Origin of the sequence: Paenibacillus farraposensis, from assembly GCF_020736845.1 — a bacterium.
Taxonomy (GTDB): domain Bacteria; phylum Bacillota; class Bacilli; order Paenibacillales; family Paenibacillaceae; genus Paenibacillus; species Paenibacillus farraposensis.
In genome coordinates this window covers 13,322-32,579 of record NZ_JAFFQR010000008.1, presented here as the reverse complement: position 1 = coordinate 32,579, position 19,258 = coordinate 13,322, and the positions used below count along the sequence as shown (strand labels likewise).

At 47.7% G+C, this 19,258-nt stretch carries 14 protein-coding genes and 1 pseudogene; 13 read left to right on the top strand and 2 right to left on the bottom strand.

Annotation, left to right across the window (positions count from 1 at the left end; all coding sequences use genetic code 11):
• Window positions 1-24 precede the first annotated feature (24 nt).
• From JO375_RS01205 to JO375_RS01190, 4 genes and pseudogenes are all read left to right on the top strand, one after another.
• Window positions 25-2,091 (top strand): IucA/IucC family protein, encoded by a 2,067-nt coding sequence (locus JO375_RS01205; RefSeq protein ID WP_229522754.1) that lies wholly within the window; start codon window positions 25-27, stop codon window positions 2,089-2,091.
• 780 nt (window positions 2,092-2,871) lie between these two features.
• Entirely contained in the window at window positions 2,872-4,464 is a 1,593-nt protein-coding gene (locus JO375_RS01200) for a glycoside hydrolase family 43 protein (RefSeq protein WP_377569995.1), read from the top strand.
• Between the two features lie 292 nt (window positions 4,465-4,756).
• Window positions 4,757-4,843: pseudogene (locus JO375_RS01195) on the top strand (beta-glucanase); the annotation flags it as partial.
• Between the two features lie 198 nt (window positions 4,844-5,041).
• On the top strand, window positions 5,042-6,721 hold the full coding sequence (locus JO375_RS01190; RefSeq protein ID WP_229522753.1) for an extracellular solute-binding protein: 1,680 nt from the start codon (window positions 5,042-5,044) through the stop codon (window positions 6,719-6,721).
• Between the two features lie 122 nt (window positions 6,722-6,843).
• Here JO375_RS01190 and JO375_RS01185 read toward each other — a convergent pair whose 3' ends face one another.
• Entirely contained in the window at window positions 6,844-8,484 is a 1,641-nt protein-coding gene (locus JO375_RS01185) for a response regulator (protein WP_229522752.1), read from the bottom strand.
• A gap of 10 nt (window positions 8,485-8,494) precedes the next feature.
• Window positions 8,495-10,204, bottom strand: coding sequence for a sensor histidine kinase (locus JO375_RS01180; RefSeq protein ID WP_229522751.1), 1,710 nt, complete (start codon window positions 10,202-10,204; stop codon window positions 8,495-8,497).
• Window positions 10,205-10,419: 215 nt separating this feature from the next.
• On the opposite strand from JO375_RS01180, the gene JO375_RS01175 reads away from it, so the two are divergent.
• From JO375_RS01175 to JO375_RS01135, 9 genes are all read left to right on the top strand, one after another.
• A complete protein-coding gene (locus tag JO375_RS01175; RefSeq protein ID WP_322098681.1) occupies window positions 10,420-11,304 on the top strand; it encodes an ABC transporter permease in 885 nt (294 codons plus the stop codon).
• Window positions 11,305-11,320: 16 nt separating this feature from the next.
• Window positions 11,321-12,199: a carbohydrate ABC transporter permease gene (locus JO375_RS01170; RefSeq protein WP_229522749.1), complete on the top strand. Its 879-nt coding sequence runs from the start codon at window positions 11,321-11,323 to the stop codon at window positions 12,197-12,199.
• A 3-nt stretch (window positions 12,200-12,202) separates the two neighbouring features.
• On the top strand, window positions 12,203-12,346 hold the full coding sequence (locus tag JO375_RS01165; RefSeq protein ID WP_229522748.1) for a hypothetical protein: 144 nt from the start codon (window positions 12,203-12,205) through the stop codon (window positions 12,344-12,346).
• Window positions 12,347-12,656: 310 nt separating this feature from the next.
• A complete protein-coding gene (locus tag JO375_RS01160) occupies window positions 12,657-14,180 on the top strand; it encodes a helix-turn-helix domain-containing protein (RefSeq protein ID WP_229522747.1) in 1,524 nt (507 codons plus the stop codon).
• A gap of 96 nt (window positions 14,181-14,276) precedes the next feature.
• Window positions 14,277-15,284: an ABC transporter substrate-binding protein gene (locus JO375_RS01155; RefSeq protein WP_229522746.1), complete on the top strand. Its 1,008-nt coding sequence runs from the start codon at window positions 14,277-14,279 to the stop codon at window positions 15,282-15,284.
• A gap of 110 nt (window positions 15,285-15,394) precedes the next feature.
• Entirely contained in the window at window positions 15,395-16,399 is a 1,005-nt protein-coding gene (locus JO375_RS01150; protein WP_229522745.1) for a FecCD family ABC transporter permease, read from the top strand.
• Entirely contained in the window at window positions 16,396-17,490 is a 1,095-nt protein-coding gene (locus JO375_RS01145; RefSeq protein WP_229522744.1) for a FecCD family ABC transporter permease, read from the top strand. The genes JO375_RS01150 and JO375_RS01145 overlap by 4 nt, the downstream gene beginning before the upstream one ends.
• Window positions 17,491-17,600: 110 nt before the next feature.
• Window positions 17,601-18,416, top strand: a complete 816-nt coding sequence (locus tag JO375_RS01140; RefSeq protein WP_229522743.1) for an ABC transporter ATP-binding protein — start codon at window positions 17,601-17,603, stop codon at window positions 18,414-18,416.
• Window positions 18,388-19,242 carry an IucA/IucC family C-terminal-domain containing protein gene (locus JO375_RS01135; protein WP_229522742.1) on the top strand — a complete coding sequence of 285 codons (855 nt, stop codon included), beginning with the start codon at window positions 18,388-18,390 and terminating at the stop codon, window positions 19,240-19,242. The genes JO375_RS01140 and JO375_RS01135 overlap by 29 nt, the downstream gene beginning before the upstream one ends.
• Window positions 19,243-19,258: the final 16 nt, after the last annotated feature.

Genomic DNA, 19,258 nt, shown 5'->3' with positions numbered 1-19,258 from the left:
ATCATTAAGGAGGAATGAAACTGTATGAAGACCACATTAAGCACGTCCCCGGTGCCTTCATCCGAAGAAGCGACGCGGCTGCAAAGACAAAAGCAGGCTGAAAACCATGTGATGCATGATCTCATCAATACACTGCTGGCGGAAGGATTGTGGGAGCAGGCCGATGTTGAGCTATTGTCTATCCCGCAGTGGCAAAGCTACTGTACCAGCGTTCATCCCGAATTAGATGAGCTATTTTCTTTTCAGGATCATGATGAAGCTGCTGAATCCCAAGGAGGCGCAGCTGCAAATGGTGCCGCTGTACGCCTATACCGATGGTGGGTGGATCGGGAGCAGCAATGCAGTATCATTTTCCCGGTCCAGGCTGCAGTGGTTCAGCCTTATCGCTACCTACGGTCAGGCGGAGTGTATGAAATTCGGCGGCAACCAGAGGGGAATGAATGGGATGCACAATGGCTTCACCCGGTAAAACTGATGCAATGTGTGATTGAGCAATGTCTGGATGAGGAATACCGCCGTCAGGAAGGAGTGGGACGGTTTGTTCAGCTGCTGGAGCAGACGATCCGGCAAATGGCATGGTCACTGGATAGCAGACTGGCGGATGACAATATACTGGGGATGTCGCCCACTGAGGCTTTTCAACGCCTGGAACAGCATTCCTCGTTGCGCGACCGTCCTTTTCACCCTGTATCCAAGGCCAAAACAGGCATGGATGAGGAGGATTACCGAGCATATATCGCTGAATTCGGGCAACCTATCACGTTAAGCTGGGTGGCCCTTCGCAAGGATGCCTTGACGACCGGCGTAGGGATTGCACAAGGGCCTCATTTTGCGGATACAGCAGCTGGAACGAAGGAAGCCAAAGCGGAGCCAGGCATACCCCATCTGTACGATGGACAGCAGCCGATTGATCTTCTTCTCTCTGGTTCTGAACGTCTGCTCGTAGAGCAGGAGCTGGCGGAACGCGGACTAGCTGCGGATTATATCGCATTGCCTGTCCATCCGTGGCAGCTCACGCATATGCTGCCCCGGCATCTGCATGCCGCACAGGCAGACAATGTGTGGATCCCGCTCGATGTGAAGGCAGGCACTTTTCAGGCGACCTCGTCAGTGCGTTCCTTGGCTCCGCAGGCTGGCGGCCCCCATTATGTGAAGCTGCCGCTGGGCGTATTCTCACTAGGGGCATCACGTTATTTGCCTGCTGTGAAGCTGATCAACGGGGATCGCGGACAAGCGTTGTTACAGCAAGCCAAGGCACGTGATCCGCAGCTTCAGGAGCGATTGTATCTATGCGATGAAGGCTCCTGGTGGGCTTACATGCCGAAAAATGGCAGCCTGTATGACGATTCGCCCCGGCATTTGGCTGCGCTGGCGCGGATATATCCGCACGAGCTGATTCATGATCCTGCCGTTCGCCTCATTCCCATGTCTGCGCTCGCGGCAGGTCAGCATTCTTTTTTCCGGGAGTGGGCCGCTGTGCGCGGACTTCCTGACACCGCAGCTTCGGTAAAGCAACTGTTCGGTGAAGTATGCCTGACGTTCTTTGAAATTATGCTGCGTCTGTTCCGCATCGGACTCATGCCGGAGATCCATGGACAAAACTGTGTGCTGATTTGGAAAAATGGCAAGATCGAGCACATTTTGCTGCGTGACCATGACTCCGTGCGTCTGCATCTGCCTTGGCTGACCGAGCAGGGGATTGCCGATCCGGATTACCAGATCAGACCCGGCTATTCCAACAGCCTATACAATGAAACACCAAAGAAATTATTGTTTTACCTGCAAACATTGGGGATTCAAGTCAATTTGTACGCCATTATAGATACACTTTCCGATACTTATGGTATAGAAGAGCCGTCCCTATGGTCTGTGTTAAGGGTTCAATTGGAGAACGCCATCCAAAGTGTTCCCTTCAAGCCTGATGTCCGCCGGGAAATCGAGCAAATCATATTCGAAAAACCGGACTGGCCGCTCAAGCTGCTGATTAAGCCTTTGCTGGAGCAGTCGGGTGTACCTGGCAGTATGCCGTCTGGCCAAAGCCGTATACAGAACCCATTTCTTTATGTGGATGAAACAACAATTATTTCCTGATAATATCGTAGCTACGATATCAACACAACAAATGAACAAAATTACTGAGATTATTAAAAGAATAGATCGATTACAGGCCCTCCAGAGCACGGCATTCAGCATTTAACGCCGATCTTTGGGAGGGCGTCCTCCTTTCTTCTCCTCGCGTTCCTTATTTTACTAGATTTCAACGAGTTGTACGTTGGCGTACAGGTGCTAGATCCAGGTTATTTAACGACTCGATTTGTCGGGGTTTGCCAAACCGAAGGATTTTTGCCGTTATTGCTCATCGAAGACTCCATCCGAGACAAGTCGGCACAATATCACTAGGGTGTATTAGCATGCTGTTCAATGTGAGTAGCCCAATAACGATAATGCCGAAAGGGCGCCAAGCAGATGGCTTTAGCCTCAAACTGGTTATGCCGATTGAGAGTCAGAGGCTTCCATAGAATGATATTGTTATTTTTGATAGAGCATGTTATGATTATGCCAAATAAAACCCATTATTTTCAATCAAATTACATATTTATACTTACTAACTTTATACTTCTTCTATATTAATACATTTTATTGAATAAATAACTGTAATTACTAGGAGCACAGAGATAAGTATGTATCGACTCCCCTCTCGTAGAGCGCTTCTAAACATAATTTGTAAGCGTCTTCATTTTTTTGTTTCTATCTCTTATCATTCTTCACAGCAGTTCTCCTTACGGGTAGAGGTCTGAGCATATTCTTGAGTTTGATAAATTTACGGGTAGCTCGGATTTGGACCATATAAAAAAAAACGGAGGTAATATTATGATTAGAAATTGTCTAGTTTTATTTCTTTCCTTCGCTTTATTGCTCGGTGTCTTTCCCATGCTAAATGTGGATGCTGCCAATCGACCACTGGCTAAACTACCTGGGAACTCCAATCCTCTAATGGATCATAAATTGGGAGCTGATCCCTATTCATTGGTATATGACGGAAGGGTGTATATCTACATGTCAAGTGATATGTATGTGTATAACAATAATGGATCGATTAAAGACAATGACTTCAGTACACTGAATCGCATCCAGGTCATATCCTCCACGGATATGGTGAACTGGACGGATCACGGAGCGATACCAGTTGCAGGTGCCAACAACAAGAACAACGGTAGAGGTATAGCCAAATGGGCCTCTAACTCCTGGGCTCCAGCAATTGCGCATAAAAAAATAAATGGCAGAGACAAGTTCTTTTTATATTTCGCTAATGGCGGAGCAGGTATTGGCGTCCTGACAGCGGACACGCCAATCGGACCTTGGACAGACCCCCTCGGAAAAGCACTTGTGACACATAGTACACCCGGGATGGCTGGCGTGACTTGGCTTTTTGATCCGGCTGTACTGGTGGATGATGATGGTACAGGATACCTGTATAGTGGTGGCGGAATTCCTAATGAATCCGATCCGGCTTCCATTGCAAATCCGAAAACTGCCAGAGTCATCAAATTAGGAGCAGATATGATCAGTGTGATTGGAAGCGCTACTAACATTGATGCTCCTTACATGTTTGAGGATTCTGGCATTCATAAGTACAACGGCAAGTACTACTATTCGTACTGTATCAACTTTGCGGGAACACACCCGTCACAGTACCCTGCAGGTGAAATCGGCTATATGGTTAGCGACAACCCGATGGGTCCCTTCACTTATAAAGGCCATTTCCTAAAAAATCCGTATACGTTCTTCGGCGTTGGGGGCAACAACCACCATGCTGTATTTAATTTTAAGAATGAATGGTATGTCGTGTACCATGCCCAAACGGTCAGCAAGGCTCAAATTGGAGCTGGAAAAGGCTATCGCTCTCCGCATATTAATAAGCTGGTGCATAATGCGAACGGGAGCATCTCTGAGGTGCAGGGGAATATGACAGGAATCGCTCAGTTATCCAAACTGAATCCGTATACTAGAGTTGAAGCGGAGACCATTGCATGGCAAGCAGGTGTTACGACCGAACCCACGCAAGCCAGCGGCGGCCCGATTAGCAATCTGAATGTAACCAACATCCACAATGGGGACTGGATCGCTGTCGGAAAAGCCGATTTTGGCTCTAACGGAGCGAAAACATTCAAAGCTAATGTGGCCACGAATGTCGGTGGCAATATTGAAGTACGGCTTGATAGTGAGACAGGACCTCTGGTCGGTACTTTGAATGTACCTTCAACTGGAGGTATGCAAATCTGGAGAGAAGTACAGACCACGATCAGCAATGCCACTGGAGTTCACAACATATATCTGGTTTTTACTGGGGCAGGCAGCGGCAATCTCTTCAATCTTGATTCCTGGCAGTTCACTCCCAACACTGGGGTCAATACGGAGACAAAGGTTGAAGCCGAGAATATGAATATTGACAGTGCTTATTAGTTATTGAGGGGAACTGCAGGTTTCGGAGAACAGGAGATCAAACTCACCTTGACGAGCGATGACGGAACCTGGAATGCCTACGTGGATTTCATTGAATTTTCAGTAGACCGCTTGTATAAACAGTAGTTGTTTTGGGCCTTTTGCAAAACCGGGACATCTGTCCTGTTATTCCAAGTAAACGCAAACGGGGGGTGAAACGCCCAGGCACTCTATAGTTTACTACACTAGGCCCATATATAATGAGGACACTAAATATGTAAGCACTCTATTATTTGGTTCCCGACAGACCGCCGGAGTAGATAGCTGGTTAGGTTCATACAACGGAGCAAATCCGTTGTACGCTGAATATGACTGGGTAAAATATACGAGCAATTGGTAGGATTACAGCAGAAGAAGCAGCCCTATAGGGCTGCTTTTGCCTGTCCAAGGAGAGATTGCATTATTTTAACACTGATATCCAATTTCCAATCTCCTAAATTAGTGCAATAAATGTTGTAAAGTTAGTATGGGCAGTTGCCTCCTTCATTCATTATTATTAAGGTTGTAATCCACATTACATAGACTGGGGGGAACAAAGTTGAATGAAAGTAAAAAAAGACGAATCGGCAGCATGCTGATGGTAGGTGTGTTGTTAATGTCGGCCGTGTTGAGCGGGTGCAGCAGCAATGGCGGTCACAAGCCGGCTGACTCAAATACTACACGTGCCAAGCTGGAGATTAAGAATGGTAAATACGATCCACCGGTAACGATTACGTATTTGCGACCTTGGGGGCCAGATGTTAAGTTCAAACCTGGAGAAGACCAGGACAGCAATGTTCATACCAAATGGGCAAAAGAAAAGCTGGGAATCGAGCTGAAAAATCAGTGGGTTTCTCCATCCACGAACAATGCATTTGAGACAAAGCTGCGTTTGTCGCTTGCATCAAACGCTGACATGCCCGATATTATTTCTTATCGCGGCGAATTTAATTTGGTTCGCGAACTGATTGAATCAGGGAAATTTGTGGAAGCTGGCGAATTGTTTGATCAATATGCTGGCGAGACATGGAAGAAAGCCATCAATGAAGACCCTTCGGTTTGGTATCCATACATGCAAGATGGCAAGCGAATTGGTATTCCGATTCTTGATTATGCTTATAATGGTGACCCTGTGATGTGGATTCGAGAGGACTGGATGAAGAAGTTCAGCCTCAAAGCACCAAAGACATTGGATGACCTTGAAACAATTATGGAAGCGTTCGCGAATCGAGATCCGGATGGGAATGGCAAGAAAGATACTTACGGACTGACGATTGGTTTCAAAAACTGGCTAAATACTTGGATGTCTGATGCTGGATGGGTATTTGGCGCGTATGGCACGATGCCAAACCAGTGGAATTTGACAAAGGATGGGAAATTAGAATACGGTTCAGTGACTCCAGAAGCGAAACAAGCCCTAGGAAGAATCCGGGACTGGATGAGCAAAGGCTATTTACCAGAAGAAGCAGGTGTATATGACGAGACGAAGGCCGCCGAGGAATTCACTGCTGGTAAAGCAGGGATCGTGGTTGGTCCTCACTGGATGCCGTCATGGCCGTTGGAAGACGTCAAGAAGAATAACCCGGAGGCAGAGTACAAAGCGTATCCGATTCCTGCAGGCCCAGATGGCAAAGCTGGCAGACACGGCACATCCAATGCCAACGGAGTTATCCTCATCAATAAAGATATGAAGAACCCAGAAGCCTTTTTCATGTATCAAAATTATCTTTTTGATCATTATGCCAATCCTGAGACTAATGGCGAGTTCGAATACGGATTTGCGGAAGGATATGATTGGGTTATGGTCGATGGCAAACCAACAGCGGATGCTGGACTCGCAGGAGGGTACGCTCCCGAGAAATATACGTTAACCTTTGATGGAGCACGTATTCCAAGTCTGAATATGGCAGCGCTGACAAGCCGTAAAGAGCCGACAACTCCATTTGAGAAAAAAGTCAGGTCAGGCGTATCGGAGCCTATGCTTGAAGCAGCCCAAATTGTTATGAACCAAAAGGATATCGTATTCAACCAAATGTTCACTGGTGCGCCAACGATGACAATGCAGATGAACAACGATATTCTGGCTAAAATGGAGAAGGATACATTCTCCCAAATTATATATGGAAAGTCCCCGCTTGATTCATTTGATTCATTTGTTGAGAAGTGGAAATCATCAGGCGGAGACCAAATTACGAAAGAAGTAAACGAGTGGTATCAGTCCGTTAAGGGTGGAAAATAAGGCAGGTTAGAACGTTGCAGCTATGAGATGAAGTTACAGTTGAAGCAGGCATTGCGGAAGATATCTTCTACAATGCCTGTTGTCGTTTGGAGGGGAACATGAGGAGCGTACGTCCAAATGCTTTAGTCCGGCAAGTGCTCCCGGTATTCTTGCGGTGTCACATCATAAAATTTCTTGAATACACGAATGAAATATGCAGTATTGTTATAGCCGACAAGCTTTGCTACTTCAAAAACTTTGGCTGTTGAAGTTCGTAAGTAAAATGCAGCCCTCTCCATTCTTAACCGATATACATATGCGGTAAGCGCTTCTCCAGACTCGGTTTTATAGACTTTGGATAAGTACACAGGGTGCAGATGTACGTGATCGGCAATTGCAGGCAAAGATACGTCGGTAGCCAGATGAAGATCCACAAAGCTATTTACAGTGTGCACAATAGTACTGTGATTGTCTTTTAGCTCTTGTTCCGCGTCATTGCGGATGTGTCTCAGCGTACGGATTGACCAGTCCAGCAGTTGATGTACGGTAGAATAGCTGGGTGCTTGAAAATAACGATAGGACTCGCTTGGAAGTATGGCAGATAATTGCCTGCCATTTTTATGAATGATGTAAGCAAATGCACCGGCTAAAGCATGGTACACTTCAATCAATGGCTCCGCTATATCGTGATTTTCAGCCGAATGCAGCAATTCCCCGAAAATTTGTTTGATTTTATGCTCTGCCTGCTCAAAGCGTCCTGCTTCAAGAAGGTTAAACAACGTAGGCGGCTTGTAAAGAGATCTGATCGTATGAAGCGGATCTGCATCCGTTTCGTCGGAAGATGTCACGAACAAGCCTTGAACTTGTCCCATTCTCTTTCGCATGGACATCACAGCTCGCTCGTAAACTTCCCCGATTTGGTACGGGAACTTTCCCCAGTTGCCGACCAAAATCGAGATAGCTCCCTTCAAATACAACTGTACATTAGTTTGAACCTGGGCAGCATAGTGCTCTAGCAAGGTCTTAGGGCTCTCTTCTGTACTGGTGGAAACCTTGCTTGTCAGACGGACGCTAACCAGAACAACAATGTAATCATGAGCATCTCTCGTATGCCAGATATGAAAATGGTTATGCATGACCTCGCTTATAATATTGCAGATGGCATACTCCATGAGCGTGAGATCACGGTCTGCCATCTCGGATAAATGTTCCTCCATCCGAATAATGAGCATGCCTAGCTCTTCACCCTCGGCATAGGGCAGCCCAAGCAGATCAAGCTTGTCAGCGAGCGTCTTTTGGTCATAGCTTTTGCCTGTCAGCAATTCATTAAGCATCATGGATTGCAGCAATGGCAGGTTCTCCTGAAAGGCATTCAGCGCTCTTTGATACGATGCCGCCGCCTCCCATTTTTTCTTGATGCGGCTGACAAGCCGTTTAACCGAATCCATTAAATCCTCATCACTGACCGGTTTTAGCAGATAATCGAAGCTTTCCTGCGCAATCGCTTGCTTTGCATATTCAAAATCGGAGTAGCCTGATAACAGAATGGAATGCACTTGTGGCCATCGTTCATGTATGGTCGCAATCAACTCGATGCCAGACATTCCGGGCATCCGAATATCAGTAATGACGATGTCGATATCGTTGTTCTCTATAATTTCGAGTGCCATCACCCCTGATAGCGCCTCATGGACAATGCCAATTCCGCATTCTTCCCACGGAATCGTCTCGGCTAGTGTTTCTATGACCGAACGTTCATCGTCAACTAATAAAATCTGCAGCATGGGGGATCACCTACTTGTTATATTTGTCTTGCCATACGATGTCGACTCTAACACCGCCCAGTGAAGAATGACCATAGAACAGTCCCGCATCCTTACCATACAGAAAGGATAAACGCTGGTGGACATTCCATGTTCCACAACCCATGTTCTCATCCAGCGGTTTCAGAAGATCGCTCTTCATGAGCTCAAACTGCTCGTCAGACATACCGAATCCGCTGTCTTCCACCGTAATGGTGTTGGTATTGTCCTTGCAACTTGCATATATTTTGATTTGGCCATCTGCTGGCTTAGGCTCGATTCCATGAATGATCGCGTTTTCAATAATGGGTTGCATCGTTAGTCTTGGAACCGTTTTGTCTAAAATAGCTTGGGGAACATCAATTGTAAATTGCATGCGCTCCAGTCTAAGCGACTGAATCTCCAAATAATTTTTTACCATCGCCAGCTCCTCGCGGATCGTGGCCAGATCATTTTCTGATCTTGTAATGTACCGATAGTACTCCCCCAAATTTAGAGCCATTGCGACTACCGCTTTTTCGTTTTTCATCCTGGCCATGTTTTTGATATAAAACAGACAGTTATAGAGAAAATGCGGATTGATCTGGGATTGAAGTTGTTTCAGTGTCGCTTCGCGCCTCCGCAGCTTTTCCTCGTATACGTTCTCGATCAGCACTTGAATGCGCTGTGCCATAATGTTGAAGCGCAAGAATAATAGGCTGAATTCATTGCGTTCCGAGTAGTTCAGGCGAATGGAAGAATCTCCGTTCGATAAGCGATTAGTTCCTTTCACCAGTTGAAGAAGCGGAACTTGTACGCTGCGATAGAGCGTCAATAGAACGATGATACTCATCACCACCAAAACGGCTACGGATGCATAGAATAAATTTCGGCTGCTCGTGATAGGTCTTAATATTTGCTGCATTGGCACATAGTCTACATAATACCAGCCCAAACTTTTGGATTGGATATAGGAAACGTAATATTCGGTCTGATCAAGCGTGGTACGAATTCCTCCACTCGACATCAGTTCCGATGATTGTAGTGTAGCTAGGATGGACTTCGAATTATCACCTGGCGAACTGTTGCTGATCAAACCAAACTTGGGATGAAACATGAATGGATCTCCTTTGTTGTTCAGTTTGTTCTGATCCAGCAGCGTGGTAATATGATGGATTGGAAAGCTGATTTTGGTAATTAATTTGGCCTTACCAGGATTGGACATCGCGGTAGTCGGGCTGGTTGTACGCCAGACAAAACGGTTATCCTCATACGTCCACGACTGCGAAAGTGGCTTGGTAAATTCGTTTTCCCTGTAAGGTATGTAAGCATAATAGTCGGTTGAGATTACTTGTTTCATGCGCGGGAAGTACAAACTGATCGTTGAATGCCATTTGCTTGCTGCGTTATACAAATTCATTTTCTCTAGAATGGCACTACGCAGTTTGACACGCTCATAGGGGATGTCCTTGTAGTCGGGACGCTGAAATTCCAGAATACTGGAATCCTGTCCAATCGCCATCCCGTAGAGCGACAACTGATAAATGTTCGACTCCACAGATTCGGCAAAAGTAGACAAACGATTCCTCGTGTTGTTCTGGATTTCATGCTCAATTAGGCGCACACTTTCCTGATTGGAATAGGTATACAGGAATAACACCAAAATAAGCAGCACCACAAATAGCAGTAATATTTTAGTGAACACATTTAAGCGGGTTAGCAAAGCTAAACCTCCTCATTCTCGTTAAAATATCAATATTGTTGTTGCAATATTAGGATATAGATCACAAATGAGCGTTGCTATAATCTTACTATACAAGACCATGAGGACTTGGAAAATACAAATTTGGAAATATGGGGGATGTAGGAGTGAAGGAACATATCTTAGTAATGCAGAATAGGCATAAGCGACTCATCAGGACTAAACAGCCATGGAACATGCAACGGAACTGGTCTTTGCATCTGATGCTCATGCCAGCAGTGTTGCTTGCTCTGGTGTTCCAGTACATACCGATGGGTGGTATTATCATTGCTTTTCAGGATTTCAAGCCTTATCTAGGCTTTTCAGGTTCCAAATGGGTAGGTGGGGATAACTTTCGATACTTGTTTTTATATCCCGACGTAGGTCAAGTAATCTGGAACACGCTTGTCATCGCTTCTTTCAAAATTGTTGCAGGGCTGATTGCTCCTTTACTATTCTCAATTTTATTAAATGAGGTACGCTTGATGGCGTTCAAAAGAATAAGCCAAACACTCGTATATTTGCCGCATTTTCTGTCATGGGTTATTCTCGGAGGCATATTGCTGGACATTCTTTCTCCGCAAGGCGGTATGTTGAACCAGTTTGTGGTTGCGCTTGGAGGAGATCCAATCTTTTTCCTCGGAGATGGAACCTGGTTCCGAATTATACTAATCGTTAGTGATGTCTGGAAAGAATTCGGATTTGGGACCATTGTATTTCTGGCATCTCTTGCTGGCGTTAACCCTGCTCTATATGAGGCGGCCGAAGTGGACGGGGCTAATCGTTTCAAGCAGACGCTCCACATTACGCTTCCGGCTTTGATGCCAATCACAATCGTTCTGATGACGCTTTCCATCGGGAACATCTTGAATGCAGGATTTGACCAAGTCTTCAACCTGTATAATCCGCTTGTTTACGATAAAGGCGACATTATTGATACATTCGTTTATCGATTGGGGATATTGAATGGAAAGATGAGCTTTGCGACAGCCGTGGGCTTATTCAAGTCCGTTGTAGCTACCATTCTGATTGTCATATCATATCGGCTTGCTTATAAGCTGGCCAATTATCGTGTGTTCTAGGAAGGAGAGTCCAAGATTGTATTATAAAACAAGCGGATACCGAATATTCAGCCTAGCAAACTATGTTTTTCTTGGAATTCTATCGTTGCTCTGTGTCTTGCCTATCATCCATATCCTAGCCGTTTCATTCAGCAGTACGGCGCCGGCTTCCTCGAATCTAGTCAGTTTCTGGCCTGTTGGGTTTACGACGGACGCCTATGAAAAAACGTTTGGCAATTCCAATTTTATTAACTCTCTGCTCATATCTGTCAAGCGGACCGTACTCGCGACCATTATCGGCATGGTCATCGTGCTTATAACAGCCTTTCCACTATCTAAGGAAGATATCAACTTCAAGGGACGTTCAATGTACATCTGGTTTCTGGTATTTACCATTTTGTTCAGCGGCGGACTTATTCCAAGTTATATTCTCATTCAGAAGCTCGGTTTAATGGATACGATCTGGGCACTTATTCTACCAGGAGCCTTATCGGTGTGGAATGTCATTCTTATGATAAACTTTTTTCGCGGATTGCCGAAAGAGTTGGAAGAAGCTGCTTACTTGGACGGCGCAGGCCATTTCAAAACATTAATTTTGGTCTACGTTCCATTGTCGCTGCCGGCAATTGCAACGTTATCCTTATTTACAATGGTGTTTCAATGGAACTCTTGGTTCGACGGCATGATTTATATGTCGGATATTAAAAATTATCCGCTCGCCTCGTTGCTGCAGACGATTATTGTTCAGCAGGATCTCAGCAAGATCAATGTCGATCCTGCGATGCTGGAGAACGTCTCCCAGCGAACAGTACGAGCAGCACAGATCTTTATCGGTGCCCTTCCAATTTTGCTCGTTTATCCGTTCTTGCAGCGCTTTTTCGTTAAGGGATTAGTGATTGGGGCTGTAAAGGAGTAGGAATTGCAAGGAAATACAGCAGAGGCTAACACGCCGCTGGAAAACAGTGTGTGCCGAAATGGGCAGAAGATGGACATTTCCTGGACGTGGGATGGTTCACCAGCCAATACCTCATTAGGTTCCGATTTGCTGGGACAGTACCAGTGAAAAGGTAGAAACAATAGTTTCGTCGTTAATTACTTTTGATGTTCAATGTTGACCACCCAGGGAAGGACCGACGACTTTATGCAACGTGGAGTTGTTTCAGCCTTTATAGGCTTGAGCGCAATTCCATTTTGCAAAATCAGACCCAGTCTATATATAATGAAAATAGTTCTCATGGAAATGAGAATAATTATCAATATATATAGAAAGGCTGAGAGTCATGAATACGCGGGATCAAACCTTTCCTTCATTTCTTTATAAACTGCAGGATATTCAGCATGTGCGCGCTGGTCGCTCTTCCTCCCGGCAAGAAATGTCTTATCATACATTGTTATTGTTCAATAAAGGAGAAGGGGATATAGCCATTGATGGAATGACATATCCCCTCTACTGTCAAAAGGGCTTTATGTTCGCCCCTGGCGCAGTCATGAAGCTTCATATGATGTCAGGCGCTCCGGCGGATTATTACGTCATCCGTTTTTTGGCATTGCAGCCGTCCGGGACGCCGGACTGTTACATATCCGCGCAGGCCATCGGGCCGCAAGAATGGATCATCCCCCACTTTCGTTTTGTGATGGATATGGTTGAGGAGATCGAGAGGAAGCACCATGGCAACAGCGTGTGGGATCAAATGAGAGCCAACATCGTATTTCAGGAAATGCTGATGTCCTTGTTTCAGCATAAGAGCCGTGGTCCGAAGCCCGATGTGGAGCAGGCGGTGACGCTAACTCTCCATCATATGGAGCAGCATTATGCGTCCGATATTTCGCGGGACAAGCTGGCGGAGATGGCAGGGATGAGCGCTGACTATTATTCGCGTATGTTCAAAAAATGGATCGGCAAAAGCCCGATAGAATATTTGACAGACATTCGTATAAATCATGCCAAGCAAGCGCTGGTGCTTACCCGTGATTCCTTTCGTTCCATTGCACACAGTGTCGGTTTTAGCGATGAGTTCTATTTTAGCCGCAAATTTAAAGCCGCCACGGGGCGCTCCCCCTCAGCCTTTGTCAATACAATTCGCTATACGGATAAAATCGCTTCACTCAAGCATCTGCTAACAGGCCATTTGGTTGCACTCGGCATTGAGCCGTATGCGGCGGTGATTAACAAGGCATACCCTGTCACCGAGGGCTTTCGCAATACCATATCAGTAGGTGCCGTTCAGCCCGATCTGGAAAAGCTGATGTCGGCCCGGCCTGACCTGATTCTAACGTGTGAGTTCAGGGATTTTGAGAAGTCGAAAAAGGAGAAACTCTACGAGCAGATTGCGCCCACCGTCACCGTGCCCTTTTTCCAAAACTGGCGTACCCATTTTCAGTCGATTGCCCGTATTGTTGGCAAGGATGCGGAAGCGGCGGAATGGTTGGAGCGCTATGAAATGAAAGCAGACAGGATTGCCCGAAAGGTCAGACAAAAGCTCGGTGGGGAGAGTGTGCTGATCGTTGGGGTGGGACACCAGAAGATGTGTGTGTATGGACAGCGCAATGTAGGCACGGTGCTGTATGGAGACTTGAAGCTGACGATGCCCGCGGGAGTAGAAGAGATTGCCCATTACCGTGAGATAACGGTGAATGAGCTGCATGAATTTGATGCAGACCGTATCCTGCTGACGTGTTATCGCCATTATGGAAACGCCTGTGAGGAACAAGCAATTCAGCAGGAGTGTCTGGCTCTGTGGCGCTCTCCCGAATGGCAGCAACTGAAGGCGGTGCGCAGCGGGGCCGTACACGATATGTGTGATAGCCGGCACCTGTACACATGCTATACTTCGTTGTCTCATGATTTGTTGTTAGACAAATCGTTCGAACTGCTGTTGTCTGATTCGTCTAAATAAAGGACGCTAATATCCATGTTCATCATCGCCCTCCTCTCTATAATTAATAATGAGAATCAATATCATTATTGGTCGTCCAAACAGGGGGAATAAAGAATGTTTCGAGCATCACGCAAGGGGGGTATATGGGCTGCGCTCATCGTTGTATTGCTGCTGTTATCAGGCTGTGGTGCCGGGGGAGCAGGTACGAATGCGAATTCCGATGGAGCAGCGGCAACGGATCAGGGAACGGCGGATGCACAGGGAGCATCTTCAACCGAATCGGTGCGTACCATTGAGCATGTGCTGGGGAAGACCGAAATTAAAGGTACGCCCAAACGGATCGTAACGCTGTATAACGGAGCCACAGATGTAATGATCGCCTACGGTGTCAAACCGGTGGGGATGGTGGAGGCGAATGGAACCGAGCCGGTGTATGACTATTTGAAAAAAGATCTCGAAGGGGTTTCGACCGTTGGGCTGGAGACGCAGCCGAATATGGAGGAAATCTATAAGCTGAAGCCGGATGTCATCATTGCAACCAAATTTCGTAACGAAGCGACGTACCAGCAAATGTCGGAAATCGCACCTACGGTCGCCGTCGATCAGCTGTATGAGTGGAAAGATACAGTGAAGCTGATCGGACAAGTGCTGAATCAGGAGGACAAGGGCGCACAATTGCTGGCAGATTGGGATCGGCGTGTAGCGGATTTTAAAACGAAAATGGGCCATCGCCTGCCGATCAAGGCTTCGATCGTTAATTTCCGGGCAGACCATGCGCGCATTTATTATATGGGATTTGCCGGTCAGATTTTGAAGGAACTGGGCTTTAACCGTCCTCCTGAGCAGGAAGGGGACAAATGGGGAATCAAAGTCAACAGCAAGGAAAGCATTCCGGACATGAACGCAGATACGTTGTTCGTGTTTAACTCGGGTAAGGATCAGGCTGCAATTGAAAAAAATTATGAGGCCTGGACAAGTCATCCTTTGTGGAAAAACCTTGATGCATACAAGAAAAAAAGCATTTTCAAGGTCAATGAAGTGAACTGGAATCTGGCCGGAGGCTATTTGAGCGCAAACCGGATGCTGGACGATCTTTATCAATTGTATCATCTGAAGCCATAAATAAATATTGCACAGCAAGACGGACATACAGCAGAGGGGTGAGGGGGTTATATCCCTCAGCCTTCTTTTGTGTTGTACATTACTGCTGAAAGAGTGAGGCTATACATGCGATGCTAACGACGAATGTAAGAAAATGGACTGGACTTGGTGTATGCCTGATCCTGCTCGCGGGCGCCTTGTTCCTTGGCCTGCTGCTGGGCAGAACGCTGATTTCACCGCAATTTGTGATATCCTCCCTGCTGCATTATGATGCTCAAAATGTAGAGCATGTGCTGATACATACCGAACGTCTGCCGCGTGTGGTCATTGCCGCCGTTGTGGGTGCGAGCCTGGCGACGGCGGGGGCCTTTATGCAGGCGCTGACCCGCAATCCGCTGGCTTCGCCCAGTACGTTTGGCATCAATGCGGGTGCTTTGTTCCTCGTTTCTGTCGCCGCGGTGGTGTTTTCGGTTGCCTCCATGATGTCCCTGATGGGGTTCGCCTTGATCGGCGCGGGGTTGGCGGCTGTACTGGTGTACGTCATCGGTTCATTAGGCCGGGACGGCTTGACACCCATCAAAATGGTATTATCCGGCTCTGCCATCCACGCCTTGTTTATGTCGATGATCCAGATTATTTTGGTGATGAATGAAACGGGGATGCAAAATGTATTGTTCTGGATGGCCGGCTCTGTCAGCGGCCGTTCGCTGGAGATGCTGCAGCCGGTATTCCCTTTTATGCTGTCGGCCGGGATCGCGGCTATGCTTATGGGCAGAGCGGTGAATCTGCTAGTGACCGGGGAAGATGTGGCGAAGGGCATGGGCCAGAATACGCTATGGGTAAAAAGCGCGATGGGCCTAATTATCGTGGTCCTGGCCGGTTGCTCTGTTGCGATTGCCGGTGCGATTGGCTTTGTCGGTCTGATCATTCCGCATGTGGCACGTGCTTTGGCAGGCGCGGACTACCGCTGGATTATCCCTTTTTCGGCGGTACTGGGAAGTCTGTTACTGGTATCAGCCGATACGGCCGCCAGGGTGCTGATTTCACCGCTGGAAATTCCGATTGGCGTGATTACCGCTTTGATCGGGGTACCCTTTTTCATCTACATTGCCCGTAAAGGAGGGGCGTGGAAATGAAACGCAGGCAGGTGAGACATAGTGCCAGCGCAGACAGGTTGATGGGCATGAAGCGTTATGTGACGCTGCGAAGCAGGCACGGCAGATTTCATATCCAGTTGGAAAAGAAAGCATTATGGATGATGGGCGGATTAGCTCTGGCGCTTCTGATCATGGGTGTGGTTAGTGTCGGCTGGGGGGATACCTATGTACACCCTGCGGAAGTTCTTCAGGCGATATGGGGACACAGCTCAGGCGAACATGATTTTATTTTGTATAGACTGAGGTTTCCGCGGGCGCTTACAGGTGTGCTCGTTGGGGCAGCTTTAGGCATCGCGGGAGCGGTGCTTCAGGGCATTATTCGCAATCCGCTGGCATCCCCGGATATTCTCGGCATTACAGGCGGGGCCTCGGTAGCAGCGGTGACGTTCATTGCTTACGGAGGAACGCTTTTGAGTATTCAATGGCTGCCTGTGGCGGCAGTCATCGGTGCTCTGGTCGTATCGCTGCTTGTGTATCTATTGGCCTGGAAGGACGGCGTAACGCCAATCCGATTGCTGCTGGTCGGGATTGGTCTAGCTTCTGCCATGAGTTCGGTTACAACACTGATGCTGGTGATGAGCTCATCCTTCACCGCCGGCAAGGCATATATTTGGCTGACAGGCAGCGTATATGGCGCATCGTGGAACAACGTATATACGATGCTGATCTCTATCGGAGTTTGTTCACCGCTTGTTCTCTATTTTGCGCGCAGCCTCAACACACAGGCGCTGGGGGATGATGTGGCGACCGGCCTGGGTGTGGAGGTGCAGCGGCATCGTGTGATATTGCTGCTGCTCAGTGTGATTCTCGCCGGAACAGCGGTGGCCGTTGCGGGAGCGATCGGTTTTGTCGGATTAATTGCACCGCATATTGCTCGGCGATTAGCAGGCTGCTCCATGGGCAGCCTGACGCTGGTGTCAGCACTGGTGGGGGGCATGCTGGTGTATCTCGCGGATTTGCTGGCCCGAACGGTCTTTTACCCTATCGATATTCCCGCAGGCGTTTTTACAGCAGGGGTAGGGGCACCGTTTTTCCTGTATTTGCTGCTTCAGCGGCGGGATCGGCACTAAGGGCTGGGGTGAGACAATGGTTGAATCTAGATGATTGAACCATTTGAGAAGGTTGAATCAACGTTAATACGACTCAAATAAATGACTTTACGATAACAGGAGGGAAGCAGATGGGTTTGGAGATGAAGGACCTGAAGATCAGCTATGGAGCAGATCCGGTTATTCAAGAGTTGGACCTGCAAATACCAGAGGGAAAAATTACGGTGCTGGTCGGCAGCAATGGCTGTGGAAAATCGACGATTTTACGTGCCATGGCACGGCTGCTGAAGCCTGCGGCGGGAGCGGTGCTGCTGGATGGGCAGGCGATTGCCCGGCTCCCCTCCAAGCAGCTTGCCAAAAGGCTGTCCATTTTGCCGCAGGGACCCTCGGCCCCGGAAGGGCTAACGGTATATCAGCTGGTCAAGCAGGGCAGATATCCGCATCAGAGCTGGCTCAAGCAGTGGTCGGCAGAGGATGAGGCCCAGGTGCACAACGCACTGCGGGCAACACAATTGGAGGCCTTTGCCGACCGTCCGGTAGATTCTTTATCCGGCGGACAACGTCAGCGTGCGTGGATTTCCATGACTTTGGCGCAGGGAACGGATATGATTTTGCTGGATGAGCCGACAACTTTTTTGGATATGACACATCAAATTGAAATTCTGGACCTGCTGTTTGACCTGAATGAACGCGAAGGACGTACCATTGTCATGGTGCTGCATGATCTGAATCTGGCCTGCCGCTATGCGAACCATATCGTCGCGGTGCACGACAAGCGTATTTATGCGCAGGGCAAGCCGGAACAAATCATGACCTCAGAGACGGTGGAAAAGGTGTTCCAGCTGCGCTGTCAAGTCATTCCCGATCCGTTATACGGGACACCGATGTTCATCCCTCACGGAAAGGGGAGGAAGGCGGATGCTGTACGGCAAAAGGTCTTTGTTTGAGCCTGCGGAGTGGTTGTATCTCACGGAAAAACTGCGAATTAGCCGCGAGATACAGGCACCCATTGGCCGGTACGATCTATCCGCTGCCGGTTTGCTTGATGCTTCAATATGCACGATGTATCTGGATCGCCTGTCAGAGCTGCATGATTTTTCCTCCCGTCAGGTAGCAGCCTCTGCCTTGGCGAAACGGTACGGTTTTTTGATTGTATCCCCAGCTCTGTATGCGATGTCAATGTATAACAAGATGCTGGACGTCGAGATTGCCGATTGTACGATTCGCTCTGATTTTGCCAAGGATACGTGGCTGCCAAGGCTGTATTTGCATCGGCTGCAGGTTACGGAATATGGTGGCGAAAAGGAACATGAGCATAAGGGCAACAGTGATATAAACCAGCGTCATGCTTGGCGTGATGATGTGATCCGGCGGGTATTTGCAGAGCATTTGGCTCCGGTGTGGCGTTCGGTTGCGGCTGCTGCTTCCATTCCGAGGGCCATATTATGGGAAAACACCGCCATCTACGTCTATGCGCTGTATGAAAACCGCATCCGGCAGGAGATGAATGGAGAGAATCGGTTGCGGGCAGAAGAGGATTTTAAATACTTGATTTGTGAAGCACCGGCTCACCTGTTTGGTGAACGGCACAATCCGCTGGCGCGGTATGCTGGTTCTGTGCATGCACAGCATGCCCCAATAACATCCGTGTCCACCGTATCTAACGCTGCTGTGAAACCAGTACGTGTTCGCAAAACCTGCTGCTATTTTTATCAGATGAAGGAAAAGGGCGGTTATTGTTCTACCTGCCCCAAAATACATGGCAAGAGCTAGACTGGAGCTATGATGT

Coding starts and splice junctions, on each gene's coding strand:
- JO375_RS01205 (WP_229522754.1), top strand. CDS start 25: ATGAAGACCACATTAAGCACGTCCCCGGTGCCTTCATCCGAAGAAGCG.
- JO375_RS01200 (WP_377569995.1), top strand. CDS start 2,872: ATGATTAGAAATTGTCTAGTTTTATTTCTTTCCTTCGCTTTATTGCTC.
- JO375_RS01185 (WP_229522752.1), bottom strand. CDS start 8,484: ATGCTGCAGATTTTATTAGTTGACGATGAACGTTCGGTCATAGAAACA.
- JO375_RS01175 (WP_322098681.1), top strand. CDS start 10,420: ATGCAACGGAACTGGTCTTTGCATCTGATGCTCATGCCAGCAGTGTTG.
- JO375_RS01160 (WP_229522747.1), top strand. CDS start 12,657: ATGTCTTATCATACATTGTTATTGTTCAATAAAGGAGAAGGGGATATA.
- JO375_RS01155 (WP_229522746.1), top strand. CDS start 14,277: ATGTTTCGAGCATCACGCAAGGGGGGTATATGGGCTGCGCTCATCGTT.
- JO375_RS01150 (WP_229522745.1), top strand. CDS start 15,395: ATGCTAACGACGAATGTAAGAAAATGGACTGGACTTGGTGTATGCCTG.
- JO375_RS01145 (WP_229522744.1), top strand. CDS start 16,396: ATGAAACGCAGGCAGGTGAGACATAGTGCCAGCGCAGACAGGTTGATG.
- JO375_RS01140 (WP_229522743.1), top strand. CDS start 17,601: ATGGGTTTGGAGATGAAGGACCTGAAGATCAGCTATGGAGCAGATCCG.
- JO375_RS01135 (WP_229522742.1), top strand. CDS start 18,388: ATGCTGTACGGCAAAAGGTCTTTGTTTGAGCCTGCGGAGTGGTTGTAT.